The organism is Natronolimnohabitans innermongolicus JCM 12255 (assembly GCF_000337215.1).
Taxonomy (GTDB): domain Archaea; phylum Halobacteriota; class Halobacteria; order Halobacteriales; family Natrialbaceae; genus Natronolimnohabitans; species Natronolimnohabitans innermongolicus.
The window spans coordinates 88,369-103,950 of sequence record NZ_AOHZ01000040.1 but is presented as its reverse complement, the minus strand read 5'-3'; the positions used below and the strand labels follow the sequence as shown (position 1 = coordinate 103,950).

At 65.8% G+C, this 15,582-nt stretch carries 19 protein-coding genes and 1 pseudogene; 14 read left to right on the top strand and 6 right to left on the bottom strand.

The genetic code is table 11. The features are described 5' to 3' along the window. Nucleotides 1–21: 21 nt before the first annotated feature. The 5 genes and pseudogenes from C493_RS22600 to C493_RS07645 all read left to right on the top strand — a co-directional run. Nucleotides 22–99: pseudogene (locus tag C493_RS22600) on the top strand (CDP-alcohol phosphatidyltransferase family protein); the annotation flags it as partial. Nucleotides 100–427: 328 nt separating this feature from the next. Beyond that, nucleotides 428–964 (top strand): multiprotein bridging factor aMBF1, encoded by a 537-nt coding sequence (locus C493_RS22155; RefSeq protein WP_083912391.1) that lies wholly within the window; start codon nucleotides 428–430, stop codon nucleotides 962–964. Between the two features lie 178 nt (nucleotides 965–1,142). Then, entirely contained in the window at nucleotides 1,143–1,787 is a 645-nt protein-coding gene (tpiA, locus tag C493_RS07655; protein ID WP_007258856.1) for a triose-phosphate isomerase, read from the top strand. A gap of 76 nt (nucleotides 1,788–1,863) precedes the next feature. After that, on the top strand, nucleotides 1,864–2,337 hold the full coding sequence (locus C493_RS07650; RefSeq protein WP_007258855.1) for a hypothetical protein: 474 nt from the start codon (nucleotides 1,864–1,866) through the stop codon (nucleotides 2,335–2,337). A 53-nt stretch (nucleotides 2,338–2,390) separates the two neighbouring features. Further along, a complete protein-coding gene (locus C493_RS07645; RefSeq protein WP_007258854.1) occupies nucleotides 2,391–3,002 on the top strand; it encodes a toll/interleukin-1 receptor domain-containing protein in 612 nt (203 codons plus the stop codon). 209 nt (nucleotides 3,003–3,211) lie between these two features. Here C493_RS07645 and C493_RS07640 read toward each other — a convergent pair whose 3' ends face one another. After that, the gene (locus tag C493_RS07640) at nucleotides 3,212–3,907 is read right to left on the bottom strand and encodes a J domain-containing protein (protein WP_049889216.1); all 696 of its coding nucleotides are present in this window, start codon (nucleotides 3,905–3,907) and stop codon (nucleotides 3,212–3,214) included. A 364-nt stretch (nucleotides 3,908–4,271) separates the two neighbouring features. Between C493_RS07640 and C493_RS07635 the strand changes: the two genes are divergently transcribed. Genes C493_RS07635 through C493_RS07625 form a run of 3 tightly spaced genes read left to right on the top strand, consistent with a single transcriptional unit; the run spans nucleotide 4,272 to nucleotide 5,688 of the window. Further along, entirely contained in the window at nucleotides 4,272–4,715 is a 444-nt protein-coding gene (locus tag C493_RS07635; RefSeq protein ID WP_007258852.1) for a DUF3054 domain-containing protein, read from the top strand. A 52-nt stretch (nucleotides 4,716–4,767) separates the two neighbouring features. After that, nucleotides 4,768–5,478, top strand: a complete 711-nt coding sequence (locus tag C493_RS07630; RefSeq protein ID WP_007258851.1) for a helix-turn-helix domain-containing protein — start codon at nucleotides 4,768–4,770, stop codon at nucleotides 5,476–5,478. 9 nt (nucleotides 5,479–5,487) lie between these two features. After that, the gene (locus C493_RS07625; RefSeq protein ID WP_007258850.1) at nucleotides 5,488–5,688 is read left to right on the top strand and encodes a hypothetical protein; all 201 of its coding nucleotides are present in this window, start codon (nucleotides 5,488–5,490) and stop codon (nucleotides 5,686–5,688) included. Nucleotides 5,689–5,876: 188 nt separating this feature from the next. Here the strand turns inward: C493_RS07625 and gcvH are convergent, their stop codons facing one another. Together gcvH and gcvT are read right to left on the bottom strand one after the other, a co-directional pair. Further along, nucleotides 5,877–6,260, bottom strand: coding sequence for a glycine cleavage system protein GcvH (gcvH, locus tag C493_RS07620; RefSeq protein WP_007258848.1), 384 nt, complete (start codon nucleotides 6,258–6,260; stop codon nucleotides 5,877–5,879). A gap of 13 nt (nucleotides 6,261–6,273) precedes the next feature. Further along, nucleotides 6,274–7,413 carry a glycine cleavage system aminomethyltransferase GcvT gene (gene gcvT, locus C493_RS07615; protein WP_007258847.1) on the bottom strand — a complete coding sequence of 380 codons (1,140 nt, stop codon included), beginning with the start codon at nucleotides 7,411–7,413 and terminating at the stop codon, nucleotides 6,274–6,276. 191 nt (nucleotides 7,414–7,604) lie between these two features. Here gcvT and C493_RS07610 point away from each other — a divergent pair, with 191 nt between their 5' ends. The 6 genes from C493_RS07610 (at nucleotide 7,605) to C493_RS07585 (ending at nucleotide 13,281) form a co-directional block, all read left to right on the top strand. Next, nucleotides 7,605–9,083 carry an aldehyde dehydrogenase family protein gene (locus tag C493_RS07610; protein WP_007258846.1) on the top strand — a complete coding sequence of 493 codons (1,479 nt, stop codon included), beginning with the start codon at nucleotides 7,605–7,607 and terminating at the stop codon, nucleotides 9,081–9,083. 141 nt (nucleotides 9,084–9,224) lie between these two features. After that, nucleotides 9,225–9,716 carry an NYN domain-containing protein gene (locus tag C493_RS07605; RefSeq protein WP_007258845.1) on the top strand — a complete coding sequence of 164 codons (492 nt, stop codon included), beginning with the start codon at nucleotides 9,225–9,227 and terminating at the stop codon, nucleotides 9,714–9,716. Nucleotides 9,717–9,933: 217 nt separating this feature from the next. After that, nucleotides 9,934–10,179, top strand: a complete 246-nt coding sequence (locus C493_RS07600; protein WP_007258844.1) for a hypothetical protein — start codon at nucleotides 9,934–9,936, stop codon at nucleotides 10,177–10,179. Between the two features lie 104 nt (nucleotides 10,180–10,283). After that, nucleotides 10,284–11,135: a TatD family hydrolase gene (locus C493_RS07595; RefSeq protein WP_007258843.1), complete on the top strand. Its 852-nt coding sequence runs from the start codon at nucleotides 10,284–10,286 to the stop codon at nucleotides 11,133–11,135. Nucleotides 11,136–11,209: 74 nt separating this feature from the next. Beyond that, nucleotides 11,210–11,791, top strand: a complete 582-nt coding sequence (locus C493_RS07590; protein WP_007258842.1) for a DUF2150 family protein — start codon at nucleotides 11,210–11,212, stop codon at nucleotides 11,789–11,791. Nucleotides 11,792–12,309: 518 nt separating this feature from the next. Beyond that, entirely contained in the window at nucleotides 12,310–13,281 is a 972-nt protein-coding gene (locus C493_RS07585) for a phosphoadenosine phosphosulfate reductase family protein (protein WP_007258841.1), read from the top strand. Between the two features lie 145 nt (nucleotides 13,282–13,426). On the opposite strand, the gene C493_RS07580 is transcribed toward C493_RS07585, so the two are convergent. The 3 genes from C493_RS07580 to C493_RS07570 form a co-directional block, all read right to left on the bottom strand. Beyond that, the gene (locus tag C493_RS07580; RefSeq protein ID WP_007258840.1) at nucleotides 13,427–13,618 is read right to left on the bottom strand and encodes a DUF7333 family protein; all 192 of its coding nucleotides are present in this window, start codon (nucleotides 13,616–13,618) and stop codon (nucleotides 13,427–13,429) included. A gap of 92 nt (nucleotides 13,619–13,710) precedes the next feature. After that, nucleotides 13,711–14,481, bottom strand: coding sequence for a hypothetical protein (locus tag C493_RS07575; protein WP_007258839.1), 771 nt, complete (start codon nucleotides 14,479–14,481; stop codon nucleotides 13,711–13,713). 189 nt (nucleotides 14,482–14,670) lie between these two features. After that, on the bottom strand, nucleotides 14,671–15,513 hold the full coding sequence (locus tag C493_RS07570) for an aldo/keto reductase (protein ID WP_049889215.1): 843 nt from the start codon (nucleotides 15,511–15,513) through the stop codon (nucleotides 14,671–14,673). Between the last annotated feature and the right edge of the window lie 69 nt (nucleotides 15,514–15,582).

Below are 15,582 nucleotides of genomic sequence, written 5' to 3'. Positions count from 1 at the left end.
AGATGTGTATAAGAGACAGGGCTGCTGGTCTTCCTCGCGGTCGTCGGCCACCTGACCGCCCTCCAGCGCTTCGTCCACTCCTGGGCCGCACTGGACTGATCGGGCTCGGTCTTTTCGTTTGAAAGCGTTCCGTAGCCTGACTCCTCGAAGGCGAAACCACCTGCCACGTTCATTCCCGCCCGTGTCAGCTGACTGGTCGTGCCACCGCGGGTTGGAATGAAAGGGGCTGACGTTATCGAGGAAGGACGGCGACACAAGCACTGCAGCGAACGAAGTGAGCGAAGCGCGCAGCGAGTCGCCCGACTCGATACCGTCAGGGGCTTTCGTGGTGTTTTCAGTTACTGCCGAATCCAAAGCCGTCGATACTATCCCAACCTACCGAGACCGCGCCGCATGGTTTATGGCTCGCCGCGATATACGTACCCTCATGGTCCAGTGCGAGATGTGTGGCGCCGAGACGTCGTCTCCGAAGACTATCAAGGTCGAGGGCGCGAAACTCGACGTGTGTTCGAACTGTACGGACTTCGGCACCGAGGTCAAGCAGACCTCGAGCTCGAGTTCTTCGACCAAGTACTCGACCGGCTCGAGTTCCTCCTCGTCGTCCTCGTCTTCGTCGGGCGGTTCGACGACGACCTCGAGTTCGTCCTCGAGCAGTCGTCGCTCGGACATGTTCGACGACATGGACGAGCTCGCGACCGACTACGACGACCGCGTGCGGAAGGCTCGCGAGAACAAGGGACTGAGCCAGTCGGATCTGGCGAACGAACTGAACGAAAAGTCGAGCCTGATTCGGAAGATCGAACGCGGCGATACGCTGCCGAGCGACCGCGTCCAGTCGAAACTCGAGCGCTTCCTCGAGGTCGATCTGAACGCCGAGGGCGCGTCGAGTGACGATTCGGAGTGGTCCGGCGGCTCAGCGTCGGGAAGCTACACCCTCGGCGACGTGGTCAAGCGAAAGGACTGACGCCGACGACGCCGTCGCTCGGCTGGGGTCGCTCCCAGCGCCGTCTGGCAGCAATTACGACCGCGATCGGCCGTGACCCGACCGCCGAGCGCGGCGTGTCTTTCGGTCCCGCTTCTCGAGACGCGCGCTTCGGCACCGACTCGCAAGCTATTTCTTCCGCGCGGAAGGCTGTGCTCGTATGTTCGTCCTCGTAAACCTGAAGACGTATCCGTGTGAGCCGGTCGCGGTGGCCGAAGCCGTCCGCGACGTCGACGAGTCGACAGACGCCCGTCTGGCGGTCGCCCCGCAGGCGGCCCACCTCGAGCGCGTCGCCGAGACGGGCGTCGAGACGTGGGCCCAGCACGTCGACCCGGTCGAGCACGGCAGCAACACCGGCCACACGCTCGCGGAGTCGGTCGCCGACGCAGGCGCGGTCGGCACGCTGATCAACCACTCCGAGCAGCGGCTGAAGCTGGCCGATATCGACGGCTCGGTCCGCGCGGCCGAGCGCGCCGGCCTCGAGACGGTCGTCTGTGCGAACAACCCCGAGCAGATCGGCGCCGCGGCGGCGCTCGGCCCGGACGCCGTCGCCGTCGAACCGCCGGAACTGATCGGGACCGGCACGCCGGTCAGCCAGGCCGACCCCGATATCGTCGAGGGCGCCGTGAGCGCGGCCGAAGCCGTCGACGACGACGTCTCGGTACTCTGTGGCGCCGGCATCAGTACGGGCGAGGACGTCGTCTCGGCCGACGACCTCGGTGCGGAGGGCGTCCTGCTCGCAAGCGGCGTCGCGAAGGCCGACGATCCGCGGGCGGCACTCGAGGATCTGGTCGACCCGCTTTAAAAGAGACGGTCCACCAAGCCCGAACCCGAACGCGGCCGCCGGACGACTTTTCCCCGCGGTCGTCGACACCTCGAGCATGAGCGACAGCGATCTTCCACCCGTCGGCGTCGCCCTCGAGAACCGGCTGATGAGCCACGGGATCTACCTCACCGAGTGGCGGTGGCTCGCCGGTGGACAGTCCGATGTCGACGGCACCCACGAGATCGGCGACTCGGAAACAAGGCCGCGGACGAAACCGGACTCCGCATCCACGAACGAAACGCCGGCGGATGGCTCCGGGCTGGCCATCGCCTACGAGACGGTCAGCGAGCGGCCCACCGTCGGAAGCGAGGAGGTCGGCGCCGTCGTTCGAACGCTGCTCGACGTCGCCGCCGAACGCGAGTGGACGCCCGGCCGCCTCGAAGCGACGTCGTACACCCTCGACGGCCGACAGCGCGGACGCTGGCACGTCGAACGGGCGTGGTTCGACGGCCTCGGGCTAGAGCTCGACGACGTCGAGTTCTCGCGGCGCGTCCTCGAGACGCGTCGGGAAACGGCACACGGCGAGTGACAGATTAAGATAGATTAATACGGTCTCACACGCCAGTCGTCGTAGAGTCGCCGATGACCGAAGCGCAACTGTTCGTCTCTCACGCTCCGCGGGACCTCGAGCTCGTCCAGGACCTGTTCTCGACGGTCAAGAACTTCCCCCTCGGCGTCCACATCGCCCTCGAGGAGGTCGAATCCGGTCGCTCCAGGAAGCGACTCGAGGGACGGCTCGCCAACAGCGACGTCGTCGTCGCGGTGTTGACCGAGGCGTCGGCTACCGAGCCGTGGATCAACCAGGAGGTCGGCTACGCGCTGGCGAAGGGAATCCCGGTCGTCGCGCTGTACGAACACGAGCGCCACCGCGGCGGGTTCATCGCCGACGCCGACGGCGTGGTGATCGAACGCGAGAATCCGACGGTGACGATCTTCAACCTGCTCACGAGGCTGCGAAGCGAGCTCGCGCCGCTGGGGGCACTCTCGGTTCCGAACTGGTACGTCCGGTTCCCGTGTACGGTTCCCGACTGCGAACGCCCCGTGACGCTCACCATCGACCAGGACCAGCGAAAACTCTGGACGCGACACGAACACGGCAGGCCGCTGTCGACGGACTGTGACGCCTGCGGCTCGAGGTATTACTTCGATCCGGCGACGATCGGCTATCGTGGTCGCGAGGACGCCGAACGGTAGTTCGTCGCGTCGACGCAAACTGGGAGCGGAGAGCGGTGTGTGGGGCGTGGGCTATGAGTGAGGCGATAGGCTGTGCGTTGGAACTGAGAACGGGGAGAACGGGGAGAACGAGGAGAACGAGGAGAACGGGGAGAACGAGGAGAACGAGGAGAACGAGGAGAACGAGGAGAACGAGGAGAACGAGGAGCGCAGTTGACGCAGCTGAAATTCTACGCGTCAGCGTCGTCGTCGTCCTGTAACCGCTCGTAGGCCTCCTGAACGAGCTTGAACGCCGACCGACTGCCGCTTTGCTGGTCGGGATGGGCGCGTTTGACCTGGGCGTGGAAGGCCCGTCTGATCTCTTCAGCCGTCGCGTCGGCCTCGACGTCGAGGACGTCGCGCGCCTTCGTCTTGCGCATCTCGACGTCCTTGACGATGCCGTCGTCTTCGGCGCGCTCCTTGCAGGTCGGACAGAGCCGCTCGCTCCGGTCGTCGATGGTCGTGACGCGAAACAGTTCGGCGGTGACCCACTCGTTGCACTGCGAGCAAAGCTGCCGGTCGCCGTCGTCGGCTTCGTCTTCACTGGCGCTCTCGCCGTCGCCGGCGTCGGTCGTCGGTCCGTCGTCCGTCTCGTCACCGCCGGGTGCGGCGGCCGCACAGCTCGGACAACACGAGAGGACGGTTCCGTCCTCGAGGACGAGATCCTCGAGTTCGGCCTCGAGGTAGGTGCCGGTACAGCCGTCACAGGGCGCCCGGCGCTGGTCGAGCGAGGAGCACTTGCGCGCGGCTTCCCGCGCGTGTGGCTCACAGCGCGGGCAACACGCGACCTGCTCGCCGTCGGGCATCGTCACCGCCGTCAGCTCCTCTAGGGGAACCGTCCGGCCGCACCCATCACAGCCCGCCTGACGGTCGTCGACCACAGCCATTACCCACCTCTTTGTAGTCCTCCTTAATTAGTTTTCTTTTGATAGAACGCTGACGAACGCACGACCGACGCCGACAGTAGGTGACTGTTACTACGCGCCCGGCGGTCGTCGCGGAACCGTTCGACCCTGTAAGGCGGCTGGTAACTAAGCCCGCGGGCCGCACAGAGTCGATTGCAGCGTGTCCTCGCGGAGACGCTGTCCGTTGGACGGCATCCGGCGGCGGTGGCGCGCCGTCGGGTTCCGCCTCTCCTGTCAGTTGTCCTGTCGCGCCGTCTCGAAACCCTCCGTGCTCGAGCGACTCTCGAGTGGCGAGTTCGAGAATCGAACCGGGAGAGCAATAGGGATTCGGTCGCGAGTATCGACTATGGACGCCGCAGTTCGCACCGACGACTGGGTGCCGACGCTCGACCGCGAGACGCTCCTGCTCGGGGCGGTCGACGTCGTCTTGCTCGCCGCACTGGTCGTCGTCGGCCAGCTAGACCACGGCATGGATCCGTTCGGGGAACCGCTCGCAGCGCTCGAGGCGGCCGCGCCGTTCGTGATCGGCTGGCTCGTCGTCGCCGCGCTCGCGGGGCTGTACGCGCGGCCAAACGCGTCGTCGGTCCCGCAGGCGGCGCGATTGGCGACGCTGACGTGGTTGGCGGCGGCGAACGTCGGCCTCATCCTTCGACAGGGCGTGTTCGACGATACGGCGACCTGGCCGTTTCCGCTCGTGATCACCGGCTTCGGTCTCCTCTTGCTGGTCGGCTGGCGGGTCGGCTACGCGGCGTACGCGAGCCGCGTCCGTTCGTCCGGCGGTCGCCGCTAGGGCATCACTCCGGTTCCAGTAGCTACTTGAGTCGACCGGACGACCGACGCGTATGGGCGGACGAGGGCCGAAACGGGAACTCGCAGAGAAGATCGCCGGGGAGATCACGCTGAGCGACGACCCCGGCGCGACGTTACGCAAGTGGCGAACCGACTTCGACGTCTCGCAGACGGATCTCGCGTCCGAGCTGAGCGTCTCCTCGTCGGTCATCTCGGACTACGAGAGCGGCCGCCGAGAGAGCCCCGGGATCGGCGTCGTTCGACGGCTCGTCGAGGGACTGCTCGTCATCGACGAGCGACGCGGCGGCGATCGCATCCGACAGTACGGTCGCGTCCTCTCGGCCGGCTTCGACAGCGATGTGGTCCACGACCTGCGGGAGTACGCGACCTCGATCCCGCTGGTCACGCTCTACGACGAACTCGACGCGACCGAAATCGCGTCCGGCAGCACCGACCGCATCAGCGGCCACACGGTCATCGACAGCATCCAGGCGATCACCCGCCTCTCGAGCGAGGAGTTCTTCCGACTCTACGGGCAGAGCACGAACCGCGTGCTCGTGTTTACGGGCGTCACCCGAGGCGAGTCTCCGCTGGTCGCGTTGCGGGTCGTCAACCCGACGCCGAACGCCGTCATCCTCCACGGCATCGACGAGGACGACCTCTGGGACCACGCCGGCGACCTCGCGCGCATCGACGGCTACTCGCTCGCCGTGACGAACGCCGACCTAGACGAGATGCTCGAGCATCTCGTCAGCCTCGAGTAACTCGGAGCGATGCTCGGTCTTGGTCTCGACGGATTCGATCGGACCGAACGGCTGTCGCTCGCGTTAACGGTTGTCTTTCTCGTGACGTTCGCAGTGACGATCCGGGTTGACAGCGTCTGGCTGTGGCTGGTCTGGGGGATCGCGATGGTGACCCTCTCGGGCGCCGCGCTCGTTCTCAGCAACTACGGCGAACCGCCGCCGTCGGACTGAACGGCACCTTAGTGCTGCGAGTGGTCGAAGCCGGCCCCAACGTTCGTCGCCGAAAACGGCGTGAGACGCCGCTGACGGTCGATCGGATTCGCGAAAACGACGATCAGTCCGCTTTTGCGGCTCACACTCCCTCTCGAAAAAGAACGTGCTCGTTGGACGCGGCGGCCCTCTCGCGCGTCGACCGCTGCTCAGGCGATCTGTTCTTCGTACTCGTCGGCCGAAAGCAGCGCCTCGAGTTCGTCGGCGTCGTCGGCGTCGATCTCGAGCATCCAGCCCTCGCCGAAGGGGTCGTCGTTGACGAGTTCGGGGGCGTCGAACAGCGCCTCGTTGACGGCGGTAACCTCGCCGCTGACCGGCGCGTAGAGGTCCGAGACGGCCTTGATGGATTCGATGACGCCGAACTGCTCCTCCTGGGTCAGCGCGTCGCCCTCGTCGGGGAGTTCGACGAAGACCACGTCGCCCAACTCGTCCTGTGCGAAGTCGGTGATGCCGACGCGGACCGTGCCGTCGTCGTCGTGGCCCCACTCGTGCGATTCGAGATAGCGTCTGTCGTCTGGAATGTCGAAGCTCATGGATGTATTGTCGTTATACGGTGTCGATAAACGGTGTCGTTTCGACTCGTGCTTTCTTGGACTGGCCGCGGACGACCACCTGCAGGGTCGTCCCCGGCTCGGCGTACTCGGTCGGGACGTAGCCGAGCCCGATCGGTTTCTCGAGCGACGGGCTCATCGTGCCGCTGGTGACGGTGCCGATGACCCTGCCCTCGGTGTTCGTGATGTCGTAGCCGTGACGCGGGACGCCGCGGTCGATCAGCTGGAAGCCGACGAGTTCCTCCTCGACGCCCTCACGTTCGATTTCGGCGAGCGCGTCGCGGCCGACGAACTCGGTGTCCAGATCGACCGTGAAGCCGATGCCGGCCTCGTAGGGCGTCCGGGGGTCGGATTCGGCGTCGAAGTCCTGACCCGCGAGCAGGAGGCCGGCCTCGATTCGGAGGGTGTCGCGCGCGCCGAGGCCGCAGGGCTGGCAGTCGAACAGCGACCAGCAGTGCTCGGCCTCGGACCACGGGACGATCAGTTCGACGCCGTCCTCGCCGGTGTAGCCCGTCCGCGCGAGCCAGCAGTCGATGCCCGCCACGGTCGCGTACCGAGCCCGGAAGCGCTCGAGGTCCGCGACCGATTCGTCGGTGACGTCGTCGACCAGTTCGACGGCGTCCGGCCCCTGTACGGCGAACATGGCGTACTCGTCCGTTCGGTTGTCGATGGTCGCCTCGAGGTCCCACTCGTTGCGGTACTCGACCCACCGTTCGTGGGTCGCCTCGTCGGTGCCCGCGTTGGGGACGAAGAGGTAGGTCGCCTCGCCGTCGTCGTCGCTGTCGTCCGGCGACCCGTCCGGCGCGCTGTCGTCGCCGTCGGGCAGTCGGTAGATGACGGTGTCGTCGAGGATGATCCCCTCTTCGTCCGTGATCGCGGCGTACTGCGAGTCGCCGACGGCCAGCTGACTGACGTCGTTCGTCGTGAGCCGCTGCATCAACTCGGTCGCGTCGGCCCCGCTCACGTGGAGCTGGCCCATGTGGGAGACGTCGAAGATGCCGGCCGCCTCGCGGACGGCCGCGTGCTCGGTCCGAATGGAATCGAACTCGACCGGCATGTCCCAGCCGCCAAACTCCGTGAACTTCGCGCCATACTCGTCGTGTACCCCACGCAACGGCGGCGTCTGAAGCGGCATACGCGGATGATTCATCGGCGGAGTAGTAATGTCTTTTCGTCGACCCGGCCCGACACCGTGCGTTGGCACCGCCGCCGCCGTCAGTGCTCCGGGCCAAACCGTTACTAATCACAGCTGGTTACAAACTCGTTTCAATACGGTCTCCGGTTGACGAAAGCCTATGGTCGAACCCCAAGTAACGTTCGACGAACATGAGCCGCGAGGAACTCGAGCCCGAGGCCGACTGGAGCCAGTTGTACATCGACGGCGAGTGGCGCGACGCCGCAAGCGGTGAGACGATCCCGGTCGAGAACCCGGCGAAACAGGACGCGTTTACGTCGGTCCCCGCCGCGACCGAAGACGACGTCGACGCGGCCTACGACGCTGCCGAGGCCGCTCAGCCGGAGTGGGCCGCCCGATCCCGGGAAGAACGAAACGAGATCGTCGAGAACCTGCTGGAGGCGGTCAACACCAGCTTCGACGAGATCACGTCGATGCTCGCGACCGAAGCCGGCACCCCGTCGTTTCGCGCGATGGCCGAGTTCGCGACCGCGAAAGGCGACGTGGAGATGGCGCTAGAACTCGAGGCGCCCGAAGAGGAGGTCCGACCCTCGACGTCGATCGACGACAAGGAAAACCACATCGTCTACGAACCGGTCGGCGTCGTCGGCGTCATCTCGCCGTGGAACTTCCCGTTTCACCTCTCCCTGCGCGCGCTCGCCCCGGCCATCGCGCTCGGCAACACCGTCGTCCTCAAACCGGCGAGCGACACGCCGATTTCTGGTGGACTGCTCATCGCGAAGCTCTGTGCGGAAGCCGGCGTTCCGGACGGCGTCGTCAACGTCGTCACGGGCCGCGGCTCCGATATCGGCGACCGAATGACCGGCCACCCGACGCCGCGCGTCCTCTCCTTTACGGGCTCGACGAGCGTCGGCAAGGGCGTCGCGAAGAGCGCCGGCGAGAACCTCGCGCTGCCGGCGCTCGAACTCGGCGGGAACGCGCCCTTCGTCGTCACCGACGAGGCCGACCTCGAGCAGGCCGCCCGCGCGGGCGCGTTCGGTTCGTTCTTCCACCAGGGACAGGTCTGCATCTCGATCAACCGCCACCTGGTCCACGAGGAGCTGTACGACGAGTACGTCGACCTGCTGGTCGACCACGCCGAATCGCTGTACGTGGGTGATCCCTCCGAGGACAGCGACGTCACCTTCGGCCCGGTTCAAAACGAGACCCAGCGCGACGACCTCGTCCGGTTCATCGAGAAGACGGTCGACGCCGGCGCCACCCTCGAGACGGGCGGCGAGGCGGACGGACTGTTCGTCGAGCCGACGGTGCTCTCGGAGTGTACCAACGACATGCCGACGGCCTGCAACGAGCACTTCGGTCCCGTCGCGCCCGTGATTCCGTTCTCGGACGACGAGGAGGCCGTCGAACTGGCCAACGACACCGAGTACGGCCTCTCGGCGGCGGTCTTCTGCGAGGACGAAGACCGCGCCCGCGACCTCGCCGACCGCATCGAGGCCGGCATGGTCCACATCAACGATCAGCCGATCAACGAGGACCACAACGCGCCCTTCGGCGGCGTCAAGAACTCCGGACTCGGGCGCTACCACGGCGAGTGGATCGTCGGCGAACTCACCGAGCCGAAGTGGATCTCCGTCCAGAACGACGACCGCGACTACCTGGTCTTCTAGTGCTTGCGGGCACCGGTTGCCACAACGGCTCGAGGAGAGCGCAACCAGCGACCGACACCACTCTTTGCGGGAGCCGTTCCAACGACGGACGAGCCGTCGACTTTCGCCACATCTATCTCGAGCCCCCCGCATGACTCGAGTATGATCGACCGCGTTCGCGCCCGTCTCGCCCGTCTCGTCGACCCTGATCCGGGGACCGCGGGCGGCGGCGAGAACGGACCGACGGTGGGACTGTTCGTCGACGGGCCGAACGTCTTCCGCGAGGAGTTCGACGTCGACCTGAACGACCTGCGCGACGTCGCTCGCGACCTCGGTCGCGTCGGCGTCATCCGACTCTACCTCGACGAACACGCGACGCCGGGGCTCATTCAGGCCGCCGAGGCTCGCGGCTTCGAGGTCGTCATCACCAGCGGCGACGTCGACGTCAAACTCGCCATCGACGCGACGGCCCTCTGTAGCGAGGGGACGATCGACCGACTCGCGGTCGCCTCCCGCGACACTGATTTCAAGCCCGTCCTCGAGTACGCGGGGACGACGGGCGTCGAGACGATCGCGATCGCGCCGGGCAGCTACGGTCGGTCGGACGCGCTGCGGAACGCGGCCGACGAGGCGATCACGCTCGGCTCAGAGTGAGTGTCGGCAACTCATTTGTCGTAGACACATACCCAGCCCTTCGTTACTCACGGCGGCGAGATCCGGGTCGACTCCGAGCCCGGCGAGGGGACGACGTTCTCGGTGTTGCTCCCGCCGGCGCGCGACGACGAGTGAGCCGTCGCGCGACGCCGGCGGCTCCGGCCGACTTGCGAATCCTCCCCGCACCGTTAATCCCGTCCGTGGCGTGCATCGAGTCATGGGTCACAGACGCCGCGTTCCCGGGACGAGGCGACAGCGGCTTTCGAGACGACTCGCCGACCTCGAGGGCCGTCTCGAGGACGCAGAGCAGCAACTGGAGCAGGTGGAGAACACCCTTCGGGGCGTCCTCCGGGAGGCGAACGACGTCTCGCTCGGCGGACCGTGCAAGTGCGGCGAGTCGCTCCTGATCGTTCGTCGACGCACGATCTACTGTCCGCGGTGTCGATACCGTCGCGCGATCTAGCGCGGCTCGCGCTCGACAGCCGCACCTCAGGTCGAGCGACGGACGCGGACGGCTGCGAGTCGAAAGTCGGTGAATTTTCCCGCGCGGCGCGCCCACCGACGTCTATGATCGACGACGAGACGCCGGTACTCGACAACCACCTCCACCTCGACCCGGACAACAACCGCGGTATCGACGCCGTCCGCGACTTCGCTCGCGTGGGCGGGACGCACCTGCTCGTGGTGAACAAACCGTCCTGGCACCTGGGCGTCGAGGTCGAGTCGGGCGAGGACTTTCGGTACGTCTTCGAGCGCACCATCGAAATCGTCGCGGAAGCCGACGACGTCCTCGAGGGTCGCGCCTGGCCCGTGCTGGGCGTCCACCCCGGCCTGATCTCGCGGCTGGTCGACGACCGCGGCTACAGTCCCGCGGACGCGCGCGACCTGATGCGGGCCGGAATCGACGTCGCGGCGGAGTACGTCGAGTCGGGCGAGGCGCTCGCGTTGAAGTCCGGACGGCCGCACTACGACGTCGACGACGCCGTCTGGGAGGCCTCGAACGCCGTCATGCGCCGCGCATTCGAGCGCGGCGCCGACCTCGACTGCGCCGTTCAGTTGCACGCCGAGGCCAGCGAGGATATGCGCGAGGTCGCGGAGTGGGCCGAGGAGGCGGGGCTCCCGCGACACAACGTCGTCAAACACTACGCGAGCGGCCGCCTCGAGGGGCCGATTCCGAGCGTCATGTCCGAGAAGGAGCGCCTCGAGACGGCCGCCGAGCGCGGGGAGCCGTTCCTGATGGAGACCGACTACATCGACGATCCGGACCGCCCCGGGGCCGTACTCGGCCCCAAGACGGTTCCGCGTCGCGTCAACTGGCTGCTCGAGGCGGGCCACGACGAGGCGGTCCGAAACGCCCACGTCGAGACGCCGGAACTCGTGTACGGAATCGACACGAGAGAGAGCCTCGAGCGCGCCTAACGCGGCGTTTTCGGTCCGGTAAGCTCGGCGTACAGTAGAGAAAGGCATTTCAAGCGGCCGGTGTAGGTGTCTGTATGAGCAATCCCCCGACCGAGTTCTACTCGGAGGAACGCTGGCAGAACTGGATCGACCGCATCAAAGACGAAGACATCGATCCGGAGGACGAAGACTCGGCCCGTCTCCTGCTCAATCTACAGGACGACACGGCGATCGCGATCGCGAAAATCGTCGCCGCCTACGACGACGGAGAGATAGGCGAAGAGGAAGCCCTCGAGGAGATCGCCGACGTCCGCGAGATCGTTCTCGGCGAGGTCAACATCGAGGACGAGGAGAAGCTGATCCTCGTCGACGGCGTCCAGACGAGTCTCGTCTGCGTCTTCTTCGCGGCCGAGGAGTTCATCGCCGGCGGACCCGCCGAAGAGGGCAGCGTCGGTGACTATCTCGGCGCCGCCGCGGACGCCGAAGCCGAGGAAGACCTCGACGCCGCACTCGGGTACGCCGCACAGGCCGGAACCCTCATCATCGACGGTGAGGACCTCGATATGACCGTCGCCGAAGACCTGGAGTACGGCCTCGTCACGGAGTGGATCAACGGCCTCGACAGCCTCCAGAGCGCGATGAGCGATCCCGAGGTCGTCGAAGAGGACGAAGACTAGCCGCTCTCGGTCTCGCAGTCGACTATCCGAGTCGACCGCGTCGGGCACTCACTCGGCGGGTCAACAGGGGCTCGCACCACTGTACTCGACGAACGTGTTTTCGGGACCGCTCGAACCTCGAGCGACGGCACCGGTGGTCAGCGGCCCGTCGCGCCCGGTACGCAGGGATCGTTCGGATGCCGTTGACGGCGCCGTCGTCGACAGTCATCGCTTTCGGTAGCGGCAACGTTCGCATCGCTCGAGCGGGCAGTCGAGGGCGTGATCTGACCGCCCGAGCGGCCTTCCTGTGAACACATCGCACGCGAATTTCACGCAACGTTTTGATCGTCGCTTTTGCTCGAGGCTCGAAGAATCCTCCGCCACAGCGACTGCAACGCGCCAATACGTTTATCATGGTCCGGAGTGGCGATTCGTACCGACGCCGAAGACGGCCCGAGCGCCCCATCGTCGCAGTTTCCGACAGACGTTTCCGGTCCCCCAAAGGGTTTAAATGTGGTAATTATATCTAATTACACGATATGACGGCAAACTTCCCCGAGTACGTCGACGTCGACTACGCGGATGGCGAGGGCGAGGATCCCGAGGACTATCCCCACATCCAGGACAAGATCGAGAAGGCCATCGAGGTCACCCGCGAGGGACTCGAAGAGTACGAGAACCCGGCCGTGATGTGGACCGGCGGCAAGGACTCCACGCTCACGCTGTACTTCATCAAGGAGGTCGCCGACCGCTTCGACCTCGAGGTACCGCCCGCGGTGTTCATCGACCACTACCAGCACTTCGACGAGATCCACGACTTCGTCGACCACTGGGCCGACGAGTGGGATCTCGAGGTCATCTATGCGCGCAACGAGGACGTCGGCGAGTACGTCGACGAAAACGGCCTCACCCCCGGCGACGAGATCGATATCTCCGAGCTCTCCGAGCACAACCAGCACCACGTCGAGAACATCCTCGAGTACGAGGAGGATACGTTCCCGTTCCTGCTCGACACCTACGTCGGCAATCACCTGCTGAAGACGGTCGCGCTCAACGACGCCCTCGAGACCCACGATATCGACGGCGTCATCTCCGGCGTCCGCTGGGACGAACAGGAGGCCCGCGCGGACGAGACGTTCTTCTCGCCGCGCCACGACCCCGACATCTACCCGCCCCACGACCGCATCCAGCCCATCCTGCAGTTCGACGAGGCCGCGGTCTGGAACGCTTTCTGGAACTTCGTCGTGCCGGACACCGTCGCCGAGTTCCCGGATGACGGCTACGTCCCCGAGAGCGACGACGACCTCCCCGAGGGCGTCGCACAGGACGACATCCCGATTTCGCCGAAGTACTTCGCCGGCTTCCGCTCGCTGGGTAGCGAGGTCTCGACCGAGAAAAGCGAGGAGGAACCCGCCTGGCTGCAGGACCTCGAGGGAACGACCGAGCGCGCGGGCCGCGCCCAGGACAAGGAGGACCTGATGGAGCGCCTGCGCGACCTCGGCTACATGTAGGTTCGGCCGACGCTCGATACGCTGTCGTATTTTTCGTTTCCGGCTCTCGTTTTCTCTCGAATCTCTGTAGAACCCCGTCCCGTTGCCGTCCTCGAGTCGGCTCGTTCGAACGGACTGCGAGACGAGTTACCCGAGAGTTCCTCGCTCAGTTCGTCGCGCGGTACTGCCCGTACATGACGCCGATGGCGAGCATGATCGCGCCGAAGATGACCATCGACGGCACGACCATCATCAGGATCGAGTCGGTTGTCATCATATCGGAGGCGATCATCCCGCCGGTGCCGATGGCGATCACGGCGACGAACGCGACGGCCGTCGTGAGTTCGTTGAACTCCATACGCGACCGTTCGGAGCCGGGTTCCTAATGGTCTCGGGAATCGGCAGCGGGTTTGCGATCGTGGAACGGGAGGAACAGCGCGGTCGGAAACGCTACTGCGACGGCCGCACCAGATTCGCCAGCGCGATCACGATCCCGAGGAACCAGCCAAGCGGGAACGAGATGCCGAGCCACATTCCCGCGTAGGCCGCGCCCTCGAGTTCGAAGTTCGAGCGCAGGATCTCGTTGATGCCGCCGACGTGGAGGACGTTATCGAGCGCCCACGCCGCGAAGTCGTAACTGGGCTCGAGGACGACGCCCTCGAGCGACGGCGTGACGAGCGCGGCGACGACCGGCGGGAGAAACAGCGCGGTCATCGCGAAGGGGTAGGCGAACAGAACCGTCACGGCGCGGCCGCCCTTCTTCGTACACGTCGCGGCGAGGGCGGTCGAGAACGTCGCGACGCCGCTTGCCGCGGCGACCGCGAGCACCGATTCGACGGGGATGTCGACCTGCTCGATGTACGACATCACGCCCCAGGCGACGGTCAACAGCCCCCAGCCGAGCAGAGCCAGGCCGGTGACGCCGACGATGCCGAGTCGCGTCCGCGTGGAGTCGAGTTTCGCCGCGTAGAAGCGGGTCGCGAGACCGACGACGGTGAGCGGATAGAGGATCAGTAAGCCGAACAGACCGAGGATGCTCCAGACGCGGTAGCCGATCTTCTGCGGGAGCGTCTCGGGTTTCCATTTTCCCATGACGGAGTGGCCGCGGCCGCGCTGGCGCGGAAAGACCAGTTCCATCCAGGCGCCGTGAAGCCGCTCGACGTCGGCGCGGATGGCGCCGACGATCCCACCACCGCCACGTCGCTGCGAGCGGGTAGACATACGCGAGCAAAAAAGCCGGTGTACCGTAAACTTTCCTGCTTATTCTCGGCTTCCAACATATGTCTCCGGACAGACGGTTCGTCCTGTTATTCGGTCGATTTCGACCGATCCGTCACTTCGCCGACGACTGCTGTCGAGTTACGGATACGTTTCGGAGTCGATCGTCGCGAGCGGATCGGTGTCGCCGACTCAGTTCCAGGGGCCGAACTCCGGGTCGACCTCGCGGCTCGTCTCGTCGATGCTGTCGATCGCGTCGACGTCCTCGCGGTCTAGCTCGAGCGTGAGCGACTCCCAGTTGTCGCGAATGTGGTCCTCGCCGGTCGCCTTCGGGATCGCGGTCACGCCCTTCTCGCGCAGCCAGGCGAGGCTAACCTGCGCCTCGCTGACGCCGTGTTTCGCGGCGACCTCCTGGATCTCCGGCTGGTCGAACACCGCGCCGCGGGCGATCGGCGAGTAGGCGACGACCTCGACGTCGTAGTCGTCACAGGCCTCCCGCAGATCGTCCTGTTGGAGCAGCGGGTGGAGTTCGACCTGGTTCGCCAGGATCGGCGCGTCGCAAACGTCGACGGCTTCGGCAACCTGCTCGGGCAGGAAGTTGCTCACGCCGACGTTCTCGATCAGTCCCTCGTCGTAGAGCTCCGAGAACGCCGACAGCGTCTCCTCGGCGTCGTACGTCCGGGCGGGCCAGTGGACGTACAGCAGGTCGAGATAGTCGACGCCGAGACGATCGATGCTCTCGCGGGCCGTCTCGAGGACGTCGTCGTGAGACAGGTTCGAGAGCCAGACCTTGGTCGCCAGAAACACGTCCTCGCGATCGACGTCGGCTCGAGCGATGCCCTCGCCGACGGCGTCCTCGTTGTCGTACGCCTGCGCGGTGTCGATGTGGCGATAACCCGTCTCGAGGGCAGTTTCGACGCTTTCAGCACACTGCGCCGCGTCGTCGTTTTGCCACGTCCCGAGTCCGAGCATCGGCATCCCATTGGTTGTCGGACACGTTCCCGGTGCAACCACGTCTGCGTCTTCGGTTCCCATGTACGGACGAAACGGCAGAACGCGAAAATGGATTTGGGTTGCGGTGACCGGTTCGGGGTACTGAGTCGA